Origin of the sequence: Actinomadura terrae, assembly GCF_022751215.1 — a bacterium.
GTDB classification, from domain to species: Bacteria; Actinomycetota; Actinomycetes; order Streptosporangiales; family Streptosporangiaceae; genus Spirillospora; species Spirillospora terrae.
The window spans coordinates 578,443-593,855 of sequence record NZ_JAICDG010000005.1 but is presented as its reverse complement, the minus strand read 5'-3'; the positions used below and the strand labels follow the sequence as shown (position 1 = coordinate 593,855).

Below are 15,413 nucleotides of genomic sequence, written 5' to 3'. Positions count from 1 at the left end.
AGCCACATGAAGATCGGCGAGCTGTCGCGCGCCACCGGAGTGGACGTGCGTCTCCTCCGCTACTACGAGGCCCAGGGGCTGCTGCTCACTTCCCACCGCAGCGAGGGCGGGCACCGCCACTACGGCCCCGAGGCGCCCGCCGTCGTCGCCCGCATCCGCACCCTCCTGGCCGCCGGTCTCACCACCAAAATCATCCGCGAACTCATGCCGTGCTTCGTGGGCGACGGCACCGAACTCCAGGCATGCGTCCTCGACCACATCAAGGCCCAACTCAGCGAAATGGACACCCGCATAGCCGACCTCACCCAGGCCCGCACCGCCCTGGCCGGCATCCTCGAAGCCTCCACCCGAACCCTGACCCCGGCCTGAGCGGCTCCTTTGCAGTCAATGCACTTTTTGCATAGCCTGCAACCCATGGACGCGGGAGAAGCGCGACGCGAGCGGCGCCGCATCGCACGCCGGGTGGCGATCCGCGGCGCGGCCGTGCGGCTGGCGCTGGAGCGCGGCGGCCCCGACGCGGTGACCGTGGAGGAGATCAGCGAGGCGGCCGACATCTCGCCGCGGACGTTCTTCAACTACTTCACCACCAAGGACCAGGCGTTCTCGATCGAGCCGCACCAGTGGACGACCGAGGAGATCGTCGCCGAGCTGCGGTCCAGACCGTCCGCCGAGCCCCCCGCCCTGGCGATGCGCGAAGTGGTCAAGGCAATGGCGCACGCGGCCGACTTCGCCCACCTGGGCGAGGAATGGGAACTGCTACAGGAGCTGTACCGGCGCCACCCGGAACTGTTCTCCCGGATGAACCTCAACCAGGTCGACGACACAATGGCCGCCCTTGCCACGGAAATCGCCGCACGAACCGGCCCGCCCGAATCCGAGGGCCTCTACCCGGCCATGCTCGTCGGCGCCGCCTTCGCCGCACTCCAGGTGGCCGAGAACCGGGGCCGCGTCGACCCGCGTCCACTGGACGACCTCATCGATGAGGCATTCGAGCTCCTCGTCCGAGGCCTGTGACCCCCAGGGAGAAACCGTGCCCGACAGCTACGACTCCGAGATGTCCCAAGGCCGAGCGGCACTGGCGACCCGCGACTTCGCCGCCGCCTACCGCCACTTCGGCAAGGCCCACAACCTGGGCCACGACACCCTGGCCCTCCACCTGGCCGCCCACCGCGCCCTCCTGACCACCGCCCGAAAACAACGCAGACCCGACCGCATGCTCACCCAGATCTCCCTCCTCTGCGCCGCCGCCCTCTTCGACCGCAACCAACAACCCCAAACCTCCGCCAGCGGCCATTAGTCGCGCGATGGACCCGCTGGCGCTCGGACTCGGCTACCCGGCCCGTCGCTGGAAGAGGCCCGCGCCTTACGCGGCGGGGGGTGTTACGGAGCCGTTGTGTCGGGTTTGAGTGCATTGGCCGCCAGGAGGTCGCGAATCTCATCCACACCCGAGTAATCGAGCGGGGCGAGAATGGTGAGCGCCTCTTGCAGGCACTGTCGACCCCGGTCGACCTGGCCCACGGCGAGGTAGAAATCCCCCAGCTCGGCGAGGGTGATTCCGGTCTCTCGTCGGGATCCAACTTCACGCAGCAGGATTAGTGCCTTCTGGTACTGGCGCATTGCTTCGTCATACCGCCCTTGTCTGCGGTAGGCCTTGCCGAGATTACGCAAGGCAATCGCCCGGCCGTCGGAGTTCTGCGTCTCCTCGAGAATCGCCGCAGCTCGTCGGCTACAGGCGATGGCGCTGTCGAGTTGTCCGAGCCCAAGATGGGCGGCGCCGAGGTTGGTCAAGGTTATGCCCTCCCCACGGCGCTCGGATATGGCCTGGAAGATCGGCAGTGCTTGCTCTAGGCAGCCCATCGCCTGGTCGAATTCGCTGAGTGCGATGTGAGCGCGCCCGATCACGACGTTACCGAACGCCTCCAGGTCGGGCTCATCAATCTCGCGGCCTAGCCGAAGCGCCTCAGCTGCGGGCTCTATGCTTTCCCGGTGGCGACCCTGCTCGTGAAGTCGCTCGCTGCGCAGGATCAGCATCAGCATGTGCGCAGTCTTGTCGCCTAGGTGTTGACTTGCCGAAAGACCGATGTCCGAGACGACCCGCAAATCGTCGGCGTACGCCCTGCGGAAGAGAAAAGTACTGAGTGCCTTCGCGAGTTTCCACGCGGTGACGTTATCGCCCAGGCTGAAAGCCTGCCGGGTCGCGGCCACCAGGTTCGCCCTCTCCTCCTCCAACCATGCCAACGCCTCGCTGCCGCCGGCGAAGCTCGCCGGTGGTGGCCCGTTGCCGCTTATCTCGTCGAGTGGAATTCGCCTACCGTGCGGGAGGAGGAGACAGCGGGTGGAATGGGCGGTGTGGAGATACCAGGTGAGCAACCGTCCGATCGCCTGGTCGCAGGAGCGGGGGGTCTCGTCCTGGGCGGCGCGTTCGGTCGCGTAGACGGCGAGCAGATCGTGGAAGCGGTAGCGGTTGCGTCCACTGTGTTGCAGCAAATGTTGGCCGGTCAGGATGCTCAGGACCGTGCGGGCCCGGGTGGTGGGCAGGTCGAGAAGGGCAGCGGCGGCTTGCAGCGAGATGTCCGGACCGGCGTGGAGACCCAGCAGCCGGAATGCCCGCGCGGCGGACTTCGGCAGGAGGCGGTAGGACCAGGAGAAAACGGCCCGTACCGAGGTGGTGGGGTCGTCGCTGGTGGCCAGGGCGTCCAACCGATGACGTTCATCGGTGAGTTCGGCGACCAGGTCGGCAAGTCTCAGGTGTGGGTCGCCGGCCGCGCGGTCGGCAACGATGCGCAAGGCCAGCGGGAGGTGACCACACTGCCTCGCCAGTTGGTGGGCCTGCTCGGGTTCTGCGTCGACTCGATCGGCGCCGATGGTGCGCCGTAGGAGGTGGACCGCTTGGTCGGGGGGAAGGACGTCCAAGGGCACGCGGTGGGCTCCTTCGCGGGTGGTGAGCCCGGCCAGATGGCTGCGACTGGTGATCAGTGCCAGGCAGCCGGGGGTGGCGGGCAGCAGCGGGCGGACCTGGTCGGCGTCGGCGGCGTTGTCCAGGACCACCAGGACCCGGCGGCCGGCCAGGATGGTACGGAACAGCGCAGACCGGGCGTGCAGGTCGTCCGGAATCTTGCTGGCGGGCACGTCCAGCGCGCGCAGGAAGCCGTCCAAGGCCTGAAGCGGGTGGAGAGGCTCGGCCGGGTCGTAGCCGCGCAGGTTGACGAACAGAGCCCCGTCGGCGAAACGGTCGGCGACCTGGTGCGCCCAGTGCACCGCAAGGGTGGTCTTGCCGATCCCGGCGCCTCCGGCGATCGCCGAGATCACCACCGCCTCGCATACGCCGTCGACGGGCAACAGCCCGGCCAGCACGTTGAGCGCGTCCTGGCGACCGACGAACACTGAGCTGGGAGCGGGTAACTGCTGCGGCACCGGCCATGGCCGACGTGGTTTCGGTGACATCACGGGTGGCCGCATGCTGTTGGCTGGTGCGCCATTGCGGGACTGGTTTCGGAGCGGCAGACCGTGAACGTGCCGCCGGTCTGCCGGAGCATCCGGCACGATGACCTGGAGGCGCTCGGCCACCTCATCCGCGGACCTGGGTCTCCGCTCGGGAGCCGTGGCGACCATGGCGCTGAGGAGGTCATCGAGTTCTTCGCTGATCCCGGTCCGGTGAACGGCGGGCGGGCCATCGGCCCCATTCGCGCCGGTCAGCAGGTGGTGAAGGGTCACGCCGAGCGCGTACAAGTCGGCCCGCTGGTCGACCGGCCTGCCCAGCTCCTGCTCGGGAGGCATGTAGCCGCGCGTGCCCATGGGCACGCCGTAGCTGGTCAGGCCCATCGTGACGTCGGGAAGGCGGGCGATGCCGAAGTCGCAGATCTTGACCGTCCCGTCCGGCACCAGCATCAGGTTGGCGGGCTTGATATCACGGTGCACGACACCGGCACGGTGCGCCGCTGCCAGTCCGGCGCACGTTTGGATGCCGTAGTCCAGAACCTCGCCGACCGGCAGCCCCGCAGGGGCCTCTTCCAGCATCGAGCCCAGATCCCTGCCCGCTAACAGTTCCAGCACCAGGAACGGCAGGAGCCGGGCCCTGCCGTCGCGATCGGTGTAGGGATGCTCGCCGAAGTCGTGAACCATGGTGATGTTGCGATGGTTCAGCCCCGCCGCCGCCGTGGCCTCCCGCCGGAACCGGCCCAGTGCCTGCCTGGCCAACCCCGCGTCGTCACGTAGCTCAGCATGGATCACCTTGACCGCGACCCGGCGTCCCAGAACCTGGTCGAATGCCCGCCACACCTCGCCCATCCCGCCGCCGCCCAGACGACCGTCCAGCCGGTAGCGGCCCGCCAGCACGGCCCGCTCCATGCTGTTCACCGTAACCCGCCCGCTCGGAGTGCGACAGGAAAACAGAGTCGGCACGGCGTCCGGCTTCAGCCTCCGTGACTGCATGACCACCAAGCTGCGCTTGACGTGCCGGTACACCGGATGCCCCGGTCGATCTGCGCCAATTGGTCGCACCACCGGCGAAGAGGTGGCTCCCCGTGATTTCGTGACGGGACGAGGTCGGCCGCCTTACGCTGAGGTCGCGATGTCTCACGGAAGGTGCGGGCCCGTGCGCGATGGTGGTTCTTCTTCCGCAGATCAAGGTCCGACGGTCGGTCAGCGAATCCAGTCCTGTCGGCGGAAGCGCGGCATGTCGCGGGAGGTCCTCGCCGGGCTGGTCGGAAAGAGCACCCGCTGGGTGAAGGCGGTCGAGCGGGGCGAGATCCAGCAGCCGAAGCTGCCCATGCTGCTCACTTTGGCGGAGGCCCTGAAGGTCCGGGACATCGCCGAGCTCACGGGCGGACGCGAGATTTCGGTCACGATGTTCCGGGGCCCGGGGCATCCCGCCCTGCCCGCCGTCCGGGACGCGATCAACGCCATTGCCGTGCCGATGGGGGACGGGCCGCCGCCCCTCGGGCACCTTCAGGTGCGGCTCGACGCGGCGTGGCGGGCCCGGCACGCAGCCCCCGATCACCGGACGGTTCTCGGTGCGCTCCTGCCGGATCTGATCCGGGACGCGAGGCGAGCCGTCCGGGCGTATGAGGGGGCGGACCGGCGCCGGGCGCTGGCGCTCCTCGCCGGGGTGTACAACCTCGCGCAGTTCTTCCTCGCCTACCAGCCCGCGTCCGACCTGCTCTGGCGCGTCGCTGAGCGCGGCATCATGGCGGCCGAGGAATCCGAGGACCCGAGCGCTTTCGCCGGGGCGGTGTGGCTCGCGGTCCAGGCGCACCGGGACGTGAACGACTACGACGCCGCCGAAGCGATCAACCATCAGGCTCTCGAAACACTCGAACCGCATGTCGAGACCGCCACCACGGAGTTGCGTGCTTTGTGGGGGGCGCTGCACTATGAGGCCGCCTACACGGCGGCGTGCGCGGGCCAGCGTGGGACGGCGTGGAGTTGGTGGGAACGCGCCGACGAGATCGCGCGCCGGCTGCCCGGCGGCCACTACGAGCCCATGACGTCGTTCTCGCAGGTCATCATGGGAGCGCACGCGGTCACGGTCGCGGTCGAGGCACGGCAGGGCGGCGAGGCCCACCGGCAGGCGACCCGCTTCGCGGGCGCGGCGATCCCGTCGCAGCCGCGTAAGGGGCGCCACCTGATCGAGGTGGCGCGTGCCTGGCAGCTCTCCGGGGACGCGCCCGCGGCGCTCGGCGCGCTGAACGACGCCTACGCCGCCGCACCGGAAACGATCCGCTACAACGGCTTCGCCAAGCGCATGACACTGGAACTGGCGGGCGGCCCGTCCAATTTGCGCCGCGCCGCCCGAGACCTGGCAGACCGTATCGGCGTCCTCGTCTGAAGTAGGGGACAGGAACCCTGTCCCTCGGCCGTCGGCACCCCGTTTAGCGTTCCGTCATGGTTGAGTCACACAGGGTCGCCACACCTCGGATGGACGCCTTCATCGCCACCCCCGGACACAGGGCTCCCATCATCTTCGCTTGGGACGTCCGAGCTCCGGACCTTGGGCCGGGCGGTGTCACCGACGTTCGCGAGCGCGCCTTTCAGGAGGTTGACGCCGCTCTTCGCGGGGGTGCGCCTGGCGCGGTCGGGGTGGTTCGGGAGGTCGAGTTGGGGCCCGTGGCCGCCGAATACCGGGACGTTCGCGTGTTGGGGGAGGCGCGGCTGGATGGGGGTAGCGGCTCGGTGGTGTGGACCGACGCTGGTGAGTGACACAGGCGTGGGTGCGGCGGTCGGGGTTGTCGCGCTCACCACGGCGGCGTCGGGGTCCTTCCCCCCGGTGGCCCCGCGCCGCCGTGCTTTTACTCCGTGCGGCTGGACGGCATCGCAGGTCGCGGCGTCCCTCTGGCAGGAAAGGCGGGTTCGTGCCCAATCCCTGGACGTCGCTCTGGTTCACCCCCCGAAGCCCGGAGCCGGTGGACGATAGGTACTGGATCGACGGTAAGTGCGAGTTCATCGGTGATGAAGAGGCTTTCATCGTCGCCGATGTCAGGACGCGCACGATCGTCGGCGCCGCCTATTGTGATGACGTTTCTTCGGGCTGGTGGAACTGCATCATTCGCTGGCGCGTGTGCAAACTGTTCGTGCCGCGCGACACGGTTGAGCCGCATCTGCATGTCGCTCGGCGGCTCACGCGTTGACGGTCACGTCCTGGTTCTTCGCCGTCGGAAGAGGTAGACGGCTGCCAAGGTGACTGCTGCTCCGCCGCATGTGCCTGCGACCGTGCCCTCAAGGAAGCCGTGTTCGGTCTTGGACGCGGAGGCCATCACTTCGACCCTGGTCTCCAGGGTGGCCTTTCGCTGGTTGGTCACGCTTGTCACCGTGGCGGTGTAGCGGCCGGGTTCGAGGTCGCGGCGCAGGTGTGCCGAGCCGATGTACTTGCGGCCGGTGAACCCGAGGACGACGTCGTCCGACTCGAAGGCGGGGCTGCGGACGTTCACGTACTGCTGTCTGGGGTGCGCGCCGGAGTCGGAGAAGACCACCTCGACCCGTTCACCGGGGCGACCGGCGTCCACCTCTAAGGACGCGTCCGGGGGGAAGGGCGACGGGCCCGCTAAGGCCGCGGCGGGCGCGGCGCACAGAGGGAGCGCCGCCGCCAAAATGATCAACGCTCGTGTCATGCGGCCCAATGCTAAGGGGCCCTCGGCGCCGAGGACAGGGTGGCGCCGAGGGCCCGGCGGGGGGCGGGTCCCCGTGGGAACGACGGCCGCACGGGACGGGCCGAGATCGTCCCGTACGGCCGTCCGCGGTCAGCCCGTGCAGGTGGTGGGCTCGCCGCTGGCTCGGGGAACGCTCACGGCGTTCCACGCGTCGCGGGTCCGGGTGAAGTCGGCGCACGTCAGCGTGCCCGCCTTCGCCAGGTTGAGGGCGGCCTGGAGGGAGGCCCGGCGGACGGCGGTGTGCGTCCAGTTGGAGGTCTTCATGTTGAGGGTCGCCATGAAGATCTGTCCGGCCTTCTTGAGGCCGACGCCGGTCACCGTCATCTTGTTGCAGGTCGGGCTGTTCGGCCGACCGTTCTTCGGGTCGTTGGCATTGGAGCCCTCGGCGAGCAGGTAGAACCAGTGGTTCTGGATGGCCGCCGCCGCGTGCGGCTCCATGGGGGGCACGTTGGGGCCGTAGCAGAGCGGGTGCTCGCTGGAGGCGGTGGTCGGGTCGGACATGCTCCGGATCGGTCCGGAGCCGACCAGGTCGACCTCCTCGCCGACCTCGTAGTCCGGCGGATCGTAGTTCAGGAGGGCGACGGTGCCCTCGAACTTCTCGTCCACCCTCGGCTCGTTCAGGTACCACTCGGTGAGCGCGCCGAAGATGTCGCCGGTCGACTCGTTCAGGCCGTTCGACTCGTTGCTGCTGCCCGAGCCGCCGGGCGTGGTCTGGAAGATGCCGTGGCCGAGCTCGTGCGCGACGACGTCGGTCGGGGTGGCCTGGCGCGTGCCACTCTGGCTGCGGCCGAAGGAGGCGGCGGTGCCGTCCCACCACGCGTTGACCTGGTTGAGGCCGACCTTCATGGGCCAGCCGCGCCCGTTGCCGTCCAGGCCGTTGCGTCCGAGCCAGGTCTTGAGCATGTCGAACTCGGCCTGCGCCGCCTTCATCGCGTCGACGCAGGCGGTCTCCAGGTCCTTGCCGTCGGCGTTGCCCCACGCGTCGTCGGTGCCGCTGAGCGGCGTGCCGCCCTGGGTGCCGCAGCTGATCCCGGGACGGCGCGAGTCGCTCAGCGTGTACCGGCCGTTGGAGCCGGACGTGTCGATGTGGGTCGGCTTGGTGCGGCCGCCGTGGTAGTAGGACTGGTCGTCGTTCACGTTGACGACCTCGTCCCAGGTGCGGACGACCTTGCCGGTCTTCGCGTCCACCATCACGTGCAGCTTGGACGGACGCTCGGGGAGCCGGGTCGGACGCTTGGCGGCCACCCCGTAGGAACCGTTCGGGCCGTAGCCGTACGAGCCACTGGGACCGGCGAGCCCGTAGGAACCGGGAGGCCCTGCGAGGCCATAGGAACCGGGCGGGCCTGCGAAGCCGTACGAGCCGGGGGGACCCGCGAAGCCGTACGAGCCAGGGGGACCCGCGAAGCCGTATGAGCCGGGGGGACCTGCGAATCCGTATGACCCGGGCGGGCCCGCGAAGCCGTAGGAACCGGCCGGGCTGAAGCCGTACGAGCCGGGAGGGCCTGCGAAACCGTATGAGCCGGGCGGGCCTGCGAAACCGTAGGAACCAGGGGGACCTGCGAAACCGTAGGAACCGGGCGGACCCGCGAAACCGTACGAGCCGGGGGGACCCGCGAAACCGTATGAGCCGCCCGGGGCGAAGCCGTAGGAGCCGGTCGGGCTGAAGCCGTACGAGCCGTGCGGGCCGAAGCCGTAGGAACCGTGCGGGCCGAAGCCGTACGAGCCCGGCGGGCGGTTGAAGCCGCGGACGACCGTCTCGTACACCAGCCGGCCGTTGCCCTCGGCCAGGACGGTCAGCGCCGGCGTCGTCGTGCTCCTGGGCTTGGTGATCTGCTTGCGGGCGATCGCGGCGGCCTTGGCCGGGGTGAGCGAGGGCGTCGTGGAGACGGTCAGCTCGCCGGTCTGGGTGGTCGAGGTGCTGAGGACCCTGCCGGCAGCGTCGGTGGCGATGACGAAGTCGCCGCCCACGACGGGCAGCCCGGCGTGGGTGCGCTCGTAGGAGACGTACTGGAGTCCTCCGGTCCCGGACGTGACGCCACGTCGGACGATCTTGTCCTGGGGGGACGCGTGGACGGGTGCCTGACCGGCCGAGACCAGCCGGTCGGCGGAGGCTGCGGCCGCCTTGGGGGACGGGGTGGGCGGCGCGGGCGGGGCGCTCGCGCTCGAAGCGGGGGCGGACATCGCCACGGCGAGGCCGGCGCTGATCGCCGCAGCCCCGAGCGCGGTCTGGTGTCTCACAGCGGTGCTCCTTACATGGGCCGGGGGCGCTTGGCCCGCGGAGGTCCTTGTGGGAGTCGCCGCGGGCGCCGCTGTCGCCCGGCGTTGACTAGGAGTGGACCCGCGAGGTCGGCTGGTCGCGGATGCGGCCGGGCGGGGGCGGCCGCATCCGCGAGCGTCCGTTGCGGGGGCACGGGACGCTTGGCGCGGGTCTGGGGCCCCGCGCCGTTGGGGTGCTGGTGGACGTTGAACTCAACCGGGTGAGCTGGTTCCAGAAGCTCACCGTGCGAGCTGGTTGATGTCAACAAATCCATTTGGTACTGGAATTTCAATACTTGTCGGTCAAGCTCTGAAATCTCCTGAATCTGCGGGTTGACGTGGTGAGACGCCGTCTCATTTGGTGATCTTGATGTCGTCCAGGCCCGCCTCGACGAGGCTTCCGGTGCCGTTGTCGGCGGCCTCCACGACGATGCGGACCGACTGTCCCGCGTAGGCGGAGACGTCGGCCGTCTGCGTCTGCCAGGAGCCCGCGCGGTTGACCGCGGTGCCGGTCTGGTCGAGGACGGTCGTCGAGCCGTTCGGCCCCACGACGCGCACCTTCAGGTAGTCGTCGGTTCCGCTGTTGTTGAGGTGGGCGAGGTTCCAGGCGAACGACAGCGTCTTCGCGTCCGCGGGCAGCGCGATCGGCCCCGACTGGGCGCTCGTGGTGCCGCCGTCGAGGTCGTAGGACCCGGCGTCGGTGCCGGCCTGGGCGCCGGTCACCAGCGCGTTGCTGCCGCCGGACGCGGCCAGTTGCAGGTTCGTGCCGCTGTAGGCGGTCGCCTGCGGGGCGGCGCGCTCGAACCGGCCCGCGGTCGCGGTGTCGGTTCCGCCGGGGTTGACCGTCCAGCCGGTGTCGGATTCGAGGCCGTCGGAGTAGACGGTCTCGCCGCCCGGCTCCTGCGAGCCGCCGCCCCCGGCCAGCGTCCACACCGCGTAGGCGATGGCGTCGGAGTTGCGGTCGAGCGCGGGGTCGTTGATGTTGGACGAGGTGTCGCAGGACGAGTGGTAGCAGCGGTCGAAGGGCGCGTTCGCCTGCCCGCCCCACTTCTGCGCCTCCGCGGCGGTCTTGTAGTCCTCGGCGCCGGTGAACAGGCCGCCGGCCGGGATGCCGTACTCGATGAACGGGCCGTAGTCGGAGCGTCCGTCGAACGCGGTGTCCTCGACCGGCACGTTGATCGTGGCGAAGTAGGCGCGCAGCACCCGCTCGATCTCCGCCGAGCCCGCCGGGCCGCCGCCCCCGCTCGACCCGTCGCCGTCGTAGGCGAAGTAGCCGGGGTTCGGGGAGCCGACCATGTCGAAGTTCAGATATCCCTTGATCTTCGACCGCTCGGCGGCGGGCAGCGTGTCCACGTAGCGGGTCGAGCCGATCAGGCCGAGCTCCTCCGCGCCCCACCAGCCGAACCGCAGATGCTTCTTCGGCTGGTACTTCTCGCGGGCGACCGCGAGCGCGACCTCCAGGTTCGCGGCCGAGCCCGAGCCGTTGTCGTTGATGCCGGGGCCCGCGGTGACGCTGTCGAGGTGCGCGCCGGTCATCAGCGTGTCGTTGGCGTCGCCACCGGGCCAGTCGGCGATCAGGTTGTACCCGGTCGCGCCGTTGTAGCTGAACGACTGGACCTGCGTCTGGTATCCGGCCGCGTCCAGCTTGCCCTTGACGTAGTCGATCGACGCCTTGAACCCGGCGCGGCCGTGGGCGCGGTTGCCGCCGTTCCTGGTCGCGATCGACTGGAGTTGCGCCAGATGCGCCTTGACGTTGGCCAGCGGAATGTCGGGTGACTTCAGCGCCGCCCCGGCGTGGGCGGCTGGTGCAACTGGTGCGGCGGGCGCGGCGGCAGGCGCGGCCGACGCCGTACCGCCGGGCATGACGGCGGACAGCGCGAGGGCGCAGGCCCCCACGACCGCCGTGATGCGGGGTCTCATGGTTCCTCCATGGTCACGTCGGGCGAATTCGGTGATCACATCGGGTGCGTATGTCGCGGCCCGCGACGGGGGAGCGGGCCCCCGTCACGGGCCGCGGGCGGGGGGCGGTCAGGACTTGGTGATCTTGAGGTCGTCCAGCCCGGCCTCGACGAGGCTGCCGGTGCCGTTGTCGGCGGCCTCGGCCACGATGCGGATCTTCTGGCCGGCGAACGCCGACAGGTCGATCGTCTCGGTCTTCCAGGCACCGGCGCGGTTGGCCGCGGCGCCGGTCTGCTGGACGACCGTCGTGGTCTGGGTGCCGACGACCTTGATCCGGAAGTAGTCGTCGGTGCCGCTGTTGTTGAGGTGGGCGAAGTACCAGGACAGGTTCAGCGACAGCGTCCCGGCCGGCAGCGTGATCTCCGGCGACTGGATCGTGGTCACGCCGCCGTCGACGTCATAGGTCCCGGCGTCGCTGCCCGCCTGCGGGCCGGTCACCAGCGTGTTGCTGCCGCCCGCGGCGGCGAGCTGGAGGTTCGTGCCGCTGTAGCTGGTGGGCTGCGGGGCGCCGCGCTCCCAGCGTCCGGCGGTGGCGGTGTCGGACCCGCCGGGGTTGACCGTCCAGCTCCCGGTGGCCTCGAAGTCGTCGGCGAACACGGTGCCGGGCTGGTTCGTGCCGACCGTGAGCGTGTAGGTCGCGGTGCGGTCCACCGACGCGCCGTCCGCGAGCACGGTGATCTTGTAGGTGCCGTCGGCGGTACCGGCCGGGACGTTCACCGTCATCGTGGACGGCTGGCCGGAGCTGACGGTCGCGGGCGAGAACGTCGCGGTCGGACCGGCCGGGGTGCTGGTCGCCGACAGCGTGATCTGCTGGGCGCTGCCACCGGTGGTCTGCGTCGTGACGGTCACGTTCGCCGAGCCGCCCGCGTCGATCCTGCCGGACGCGGGGTTCAGCGCGACCGAGAAGTCCGGGCCCTGCGGCGCGCACGCCGCCTCCGCGCCCTGCTGCGGGACGTCCACGGCGGTCCACGCGGCCTTGACCGCCGCGCACTCGGCGCCGGAGTTCGGGAACAGCTCGATCGCCGCGTTGATCGTCTCGACGCGGGCCCGCGCGTGGCTCCAGTTCGTCACCTTGCGGTTGAGGCCGCCCATGAAGATCTGGCCGGCCTTCTGGATGCCGATCCCGGTGACGGTGGAGTTGTTGCAGGTCGGGCTCTTCGGGTTGCCGTTGGTCGGGTTCGAGCCCTCGGCCAGCAGATAGAACCAGTGGTTCTGCGGCCCGGCCGCCGAGTGCACCTCGGTCCGCGGGATCGACGACGAGTAGCAGTTCGGGTCGCCGAGCTGCCCGGGGTCGTACATGTTGCGGATCGGGCCCTGGCCGACCAGGTCGACCTCCTCGCCCACGAGGTAGTCGGGCGGGTCGTACTGGGCGGGCTCGTTGATGTAGTGCTCGGTCAGCGCGCCGAAGATGTCGCCGGCCGACTCGTTCATCCCGCCCTTCTCGTTGCCGTTGCCGCCGCTGTCGCCACCCGGCGTGTTGGTGAAGACGGCGTGGCCGTTCTCGTGGCCGACCACGTCCACCGACGTGGCCTGCTTGTTGTTGGCCTGGTTGTGGCCGAAGTTGGTGTAGCTGCCGTTCCAGTAGGCGTTGACGTCGCTCAGGCCGACGCGGGAGGGGAAGCCGCGCCCGTTGCCGTCGGTGCCGTTGCGGCCGAGCCATGCCTTGAGCATGTCCCATTCCTTCTGCACCGCGTACAGCACGTCCACGCACGCGGTCTCCAGGTTGGTGCCGCTGCCGTTGCCCCAGGCACTGTCGGTGCCGGTGTACGCGGAACCGCCCTGACCGCCGCACTGGTGACCGGGACGCGACGGGTCGGTCATCGACGTCGCCGCCGTGCTGAGGTCGACGGTGCCGTGGTAGTTGCTCTGGTCGTCGGCGGCGTCGCGGACCTCGTCCCAGGTCTTGACGACCTTCCCGGACCTGGCGTCGACCATCACGTGCAGCTTGGTCTCGGCGCGCTTCTGGTGGCCGCTGACGACCGTCTCGTAGACCAGACGTCCCGAGCCCTCGGCCAGCACCATCAGCCGCGGCGACGACACGGTGCCGATCTCGCTGACCTTCGCGCGCGCGGCCTGCGCGGCCTGCGCGGCGGTGATCGTCGCCTTGGTGCGCAGGTTCAGCTGCTCGCCCTGGTCGACGGACGTGCTCAGCACGCCGCCGGACGCGTTGGTCGTCACGACGAAGTCGCCGCCGTACACCGGCAGGCCGTCGTAGGTGCGCTGGTACTGGACGTGCTGGAGCCCGCGCAGGCCCGAGGTGACGCCCGTACGGATGATCCGGTCCTTGGGGGCGGTGCGGAAGGCGGCCGGCTTGGCGACGACGAAGGTGTCGGCCGCGGCGGCGGCCACGGCGCGGGGGTCCGGCTTGGCCGGGGCCGCGGGGGCGGTGCGGGTGGTCGCACCGGTGGCGGGGGCGGACATCGCCACGGCGAGGCTCGCGGCCAGTGCCGCCGCCCCGAACGCGGTCTGGTGTCTCACAGGGGTGCTCCTTCCACGTGCCCGGACGGGGCGGAGCGCGGGGGCGTCCTGGCTGGAACGCTCCGCGACACCCCTGTCCGTCGGGCGAGGACTGGGAACTCATCCGGATGGGCTGTCCCGAAGTGCACCCCGGCGTGTGAAAAGAGTCAATGAATCCATTTGGTACTGGATTTTCAAAATTTCAGGGTCAGATGATGGATGGCCCGGAAAACGTCCCTGGACAGCGGCGACCGGCGGACCGGTCTTCCTGTCCGGCCCGCCGTGCGCTGGAACCATCGGGTGGGGTCGGAGCGTTGGAACCGCGCCGCCGCCCTTGGGCTTCACCGCCTGTCGATTGGCTTCCCGCCCGTCGAATCGTGCGACACCGGTTTCGATTTCATATCGGTTCGGCGTCTGTCGGGTGATAAAGGGGGATTTCTGGTTTCGGGGATCAGGGAGCGATGCGCCGGCACAGCCAGGCGAGCGCGATCGGGTAGCGGTAGTCGATGCCGCCGTGGGCCGCGTCGAACAGCTCGAAATGGATCACGTCCTCGGAGACGCCCGCGTCCAGCAGCGTCCGGTGGAACGCCTGGGCGCCCACGTCCAGGTACCACTCGTCGCGCGTCCCGCCGTCGATCCAGATCCCGCGCTGCGACCGCATCGCCTCGGCGTGGTCCGGCACCATTCGCACCGGGTCCCACGCGAGCCAGCGCTCCCACACCTCGGTCCGGAGGACGCCGGTGACCGGGTCGAACGGGAGCTCGGGCGTGCCGTCCTCGCGCGCCGAGTAGCAGAGCGCCATGCCGAGGATCTCCAGCAGCTCCATGTCCTCGGGCCTGGTGAAGGACGCCCGGCCGTTGAAGTCCTCCCACCACCGCCAGATGTCGCCGCCGTACCCGCGCAGGTGCCGGACGCACTTGGGGAAGTCGGGCAGGTAGCAGTACTCGAACAGCGCGTCGCCCGCGTGCGTCGCGAGCGCGCCGAACAGGTCGGGACGCAGCATCGGCGTGATCATCGCGCCGTAGCCGCCGCTGGACTTGCCGCTGATCGCCCGGTGCTCGGGCGCGTCGAGCGTCCGGTAGCGCGCGTCCACCCACGGGACGATCTCGTCGCAGAGGTAGGAGTGGTAGCGGCCCGTGCCCGGCGAGTCGACGAACTGGCTGCCGCCGTGCGCCGTCCACGCGTCGACGAACACGACGATCGCGGGCGGCGCCTCACCGGAGGCGAACACCGCGTCGGCGGTCTCGGGGAACGGCTGCCGGAACGGCATCCGGTTCCGCCAGATCCCGACGTGCCCGGTGAACCCGGTGATCACATAGACGGTGGGGTAGCGGCGCGCCGGGTCGTCGTCGTAGCCCGGCGGGACGTACACCAGCAGCGGGCGCTCGTGCGGGTCCTTCAGCGGGTTGCCGCGCAGCAGTTCGCTGCCGACGACGTGCTCTTCCAGGCGGCCGGCGAAGTCGGCGGACCACGGCAGCATGCGCACTCCCTCATGGCGGGCCAGATGATCACTTCGACGCTAGCCCAGGCCGGGGCGGGGCGCCATCGGGTGCCCGCGCGGATCGCGGCCCGCTGAGCAGGGGTCTTGCCGGTTCC

12 protein-coding genes are annotated in these 15,413 nt (G+C 70.0%); 6 read left to right on the top strand and 6 right to left on the bottom strand.

Annotation, left to right across the window (positions count from 1 at the left end; all coding sequences use genetic code 11):
* Window positions 1-6 precede the first annotated feature (6 nt).
* Genes K2F47_RS31710 through K2F47_RS31700 form a run of 3 tightly spaced genes read left to right on the top strand, consistent with a single transcriptional unit; the run spans window position 7 to window position 1,297 of the window.
* Window positions 7-369 carry a MerR family transcriptional regulator gene (locus K2F47_RS31710; protein WP_242909614.1) on the top strand — a complete coding sequence of 121 codons (363 nt, stop codon included), beginning with the start codon at window positions 7-9 and terminating at the stop codon, window positions 367-369.
* A 45-nt stretch (window positions 370-414) separates the two neighbouring features.
* Window positions 415-1,014: a TetR/AcrR family transcriptional regulator gene (locus K2F47_RS31705; RefSeq protein ID WP_242909613.1), complete on the top strand. Its 600-nt coding sequence runs from the start codon at window positions 415-417 to the stop codon at window positions 1,012-1,014.
* A gap of 16 nt (window positions 1,015-1,030) precedes the next feature.
* Complete coding sequence (locus K2F47_RS31700) at window positions 1,031-1,297, top strand: DUF3703 domain-containing protein (protein ID WP_242909612.1); 267 nt, start codon at window positions 1,031-1,033, stop codon at window positions 1,295-1,297.
* Window positions 1,298-1,380: 83 nt separating this feature from the next.
* Here K2F47_RS31700 and K2F47_RS31695 read toward each other — a convergent pair whose 3' ends face one another.
* A complete protein-coding gene (locus tag K2F47_RS31695; RefSeq protein ID WP_242909611.1) occupies window positions 1,381-4,347 on the bottom strand; it encodes a protein kinase domain-containing protein in 2,967 nt (988 codons plus the stop codon).
* 223 nt (window positions 4,348-4,570) lie between these two features.
* Here K2F47_RS31695 and K2F47_RS31690 point away from each other — a divergent pair, with 223 nt between their 5' ends.
* The 3 genes from K2F47_RS31690 (at window position 4,571) to K2F47_RS31680 (ending at window position 6,626) form a co-directional block, all read left to right on the top strand.
* A complete protein-coding gene (locus tag K2F47_RS31690; protein ID WP_272497694.1) occupies window positions 4,571-5,827 on the top strand; it encodes a helix-turn-helix domain-containing protein in 1,257 nt (418 codons plus the stop codon).
* An 89-nt stretch (window positions 5,828-5,916) separates the two neighbouring features.
* Window positions 5,917-6,198, top strand: a complete 282-nt coding sequence (locus tag K2F47_RS31685) for a hypothetical protein (RefSeq protein ID WP_242909609.1) — start codon at window positions 5,917-5,919, stop codon at window positions 6,196-6,198.
* A 152-nt stretch (window positions 6,199-6,350) separates the two neighbouring features.
* Window positions 6,351-6,626: a hypothetical protein gene (locus K2F47_RS31680; RefSeq protein WP_242909608.1), complete on the top strand. Its 276-nt coding sequence runs from the start codon at window positions 6,351-6,353 to the stop codon at window positions 6,624-6,626.
* Window positions 6,627-6,629: 3 nt separating this feature from the next.
* Here K2F47_RS31680 and K2F47_RS31675 read toward each other — a convergent pair whose 3' ends face one another.
* From K2F47_RS31675 to K2F47_RS31655, 5 genes are all read right to left on the bottom strand, one after another.
* Window positions 6,630-7,106 (bottom strand): hypothetical protein, encoded by a 477-nt coding sequence (locus K2F47_RS31675; protein WP_242909607.1) that lies wholly within the window; start codon window positions 7,104-7,106, stop codon window positions 6,630-6,632.
* Window positions 7,107-7,235: 129 nt separating this feature from the next.
* Window positions 7,236-9,383 carry a M4 family metallopeptidase gene (locus K2F47_RS31670; RefSeq protein WP_242909606.1) on the bottom strand — a complete coding sequence of 716 codons (2,148 nt, stop codon included), beginning with the start codon at window positions 9,381-9,383 and terminating at the stop codon, window positions 7,236-7,238.
* A gap of 372 nt (window positions 9,384-9,755) precedes the next feature.
* Window positions 9,756-11,321, bottom strand: a complete 1,566-nt coding sequence (locus K2F47_RS31665; protein ID WP_242909605.1) for a M28 family peptidase — start codon at window positions 11,319-11,321, stop codon at window positions 9,756-9,758.
* A gap of 108 nt (window positions 11,322-11,429) precedes the next feature.
* A complete protein-coding gene (locus tag K2F47_RS31660) occupies window positions 11,430-13,838 on the bottom strand; it encodes a M4 family metallopeptidase (protein ID WP_242909604.1) in 2,409 nt (802 codons plus the stop codon).
* Between the two features lie 430 nt (window positions 13,839-14,268).
* A complete protein-coding gene (locus K2F47_RS31655) occupies window positions 14,269-15,297 on the bottom strand; it encodes an alpha/beta hydrolase (RefSeq protein ID WP_242909603.1) in 1,029 nt (342 codons plus the stop codon).
* Between the last annotated feature and the right edge of the window lie 116 nt (window positions 15,298-15,413).

Coding starts and splice junctions, on each gene's coding strand:
- K2F47_RS31710 (WP_242909614.1), top strand. CDS start 7: ATGAAGATCGGCGAGCTGTCGCGCGCCACCGGAGTGGACGTGCGTCTC.
- K2F47_RS31705 (WP_242909613.1), top strand. CDS start 415: ATGGACGCGGGAGAAGCGCGACGCGAGCGGCGCCGCATCGCACGCCGG.
- K2F47_RS31695 (WP_242909611.1), bottom strand. CDS start 4,347: ATGGAGCGGGCCGTGCTGGCGGGCCGCTACCGGCTGGACGGTCGTCTG.
- K2F47_RS31690 (WP_272497694.1), top strand. CDS start 4,571: ATGTCTCACGGAAGGTGCGGGCCCGTGCGCGATGGTGGTTCTTCTTCC.
- K2F47_RS31685 (WP_242909609.1), top strand. CDS start 5,917: ATGGACGCCTTCATCGCCACCCCCGGACACAGGGCTCCCATCATCTTC.
- K2F47_RS31675 (WP_242909607.1), bottom strand. CDS start 7,106: ATGACACGAGCGTTGATCATTTTGGCGGCGGCGCTCCCTCTGTGCGCC.
- K2F47_RS31665 (WP_242909605.1), bottom strand. CDS start 11,321: ATGAGACCCCGCATCACGGCGGTCGTGGGGGCCTGCGCCCTCGCGCTG.
- K2F47_RS31655 (WP_242909603.1), bottom strand. CDS start 15,297: ATGCTGCCGTGGTCCGCCGACTTCGCCGGCCGCCTGGAAGAGCACGTC.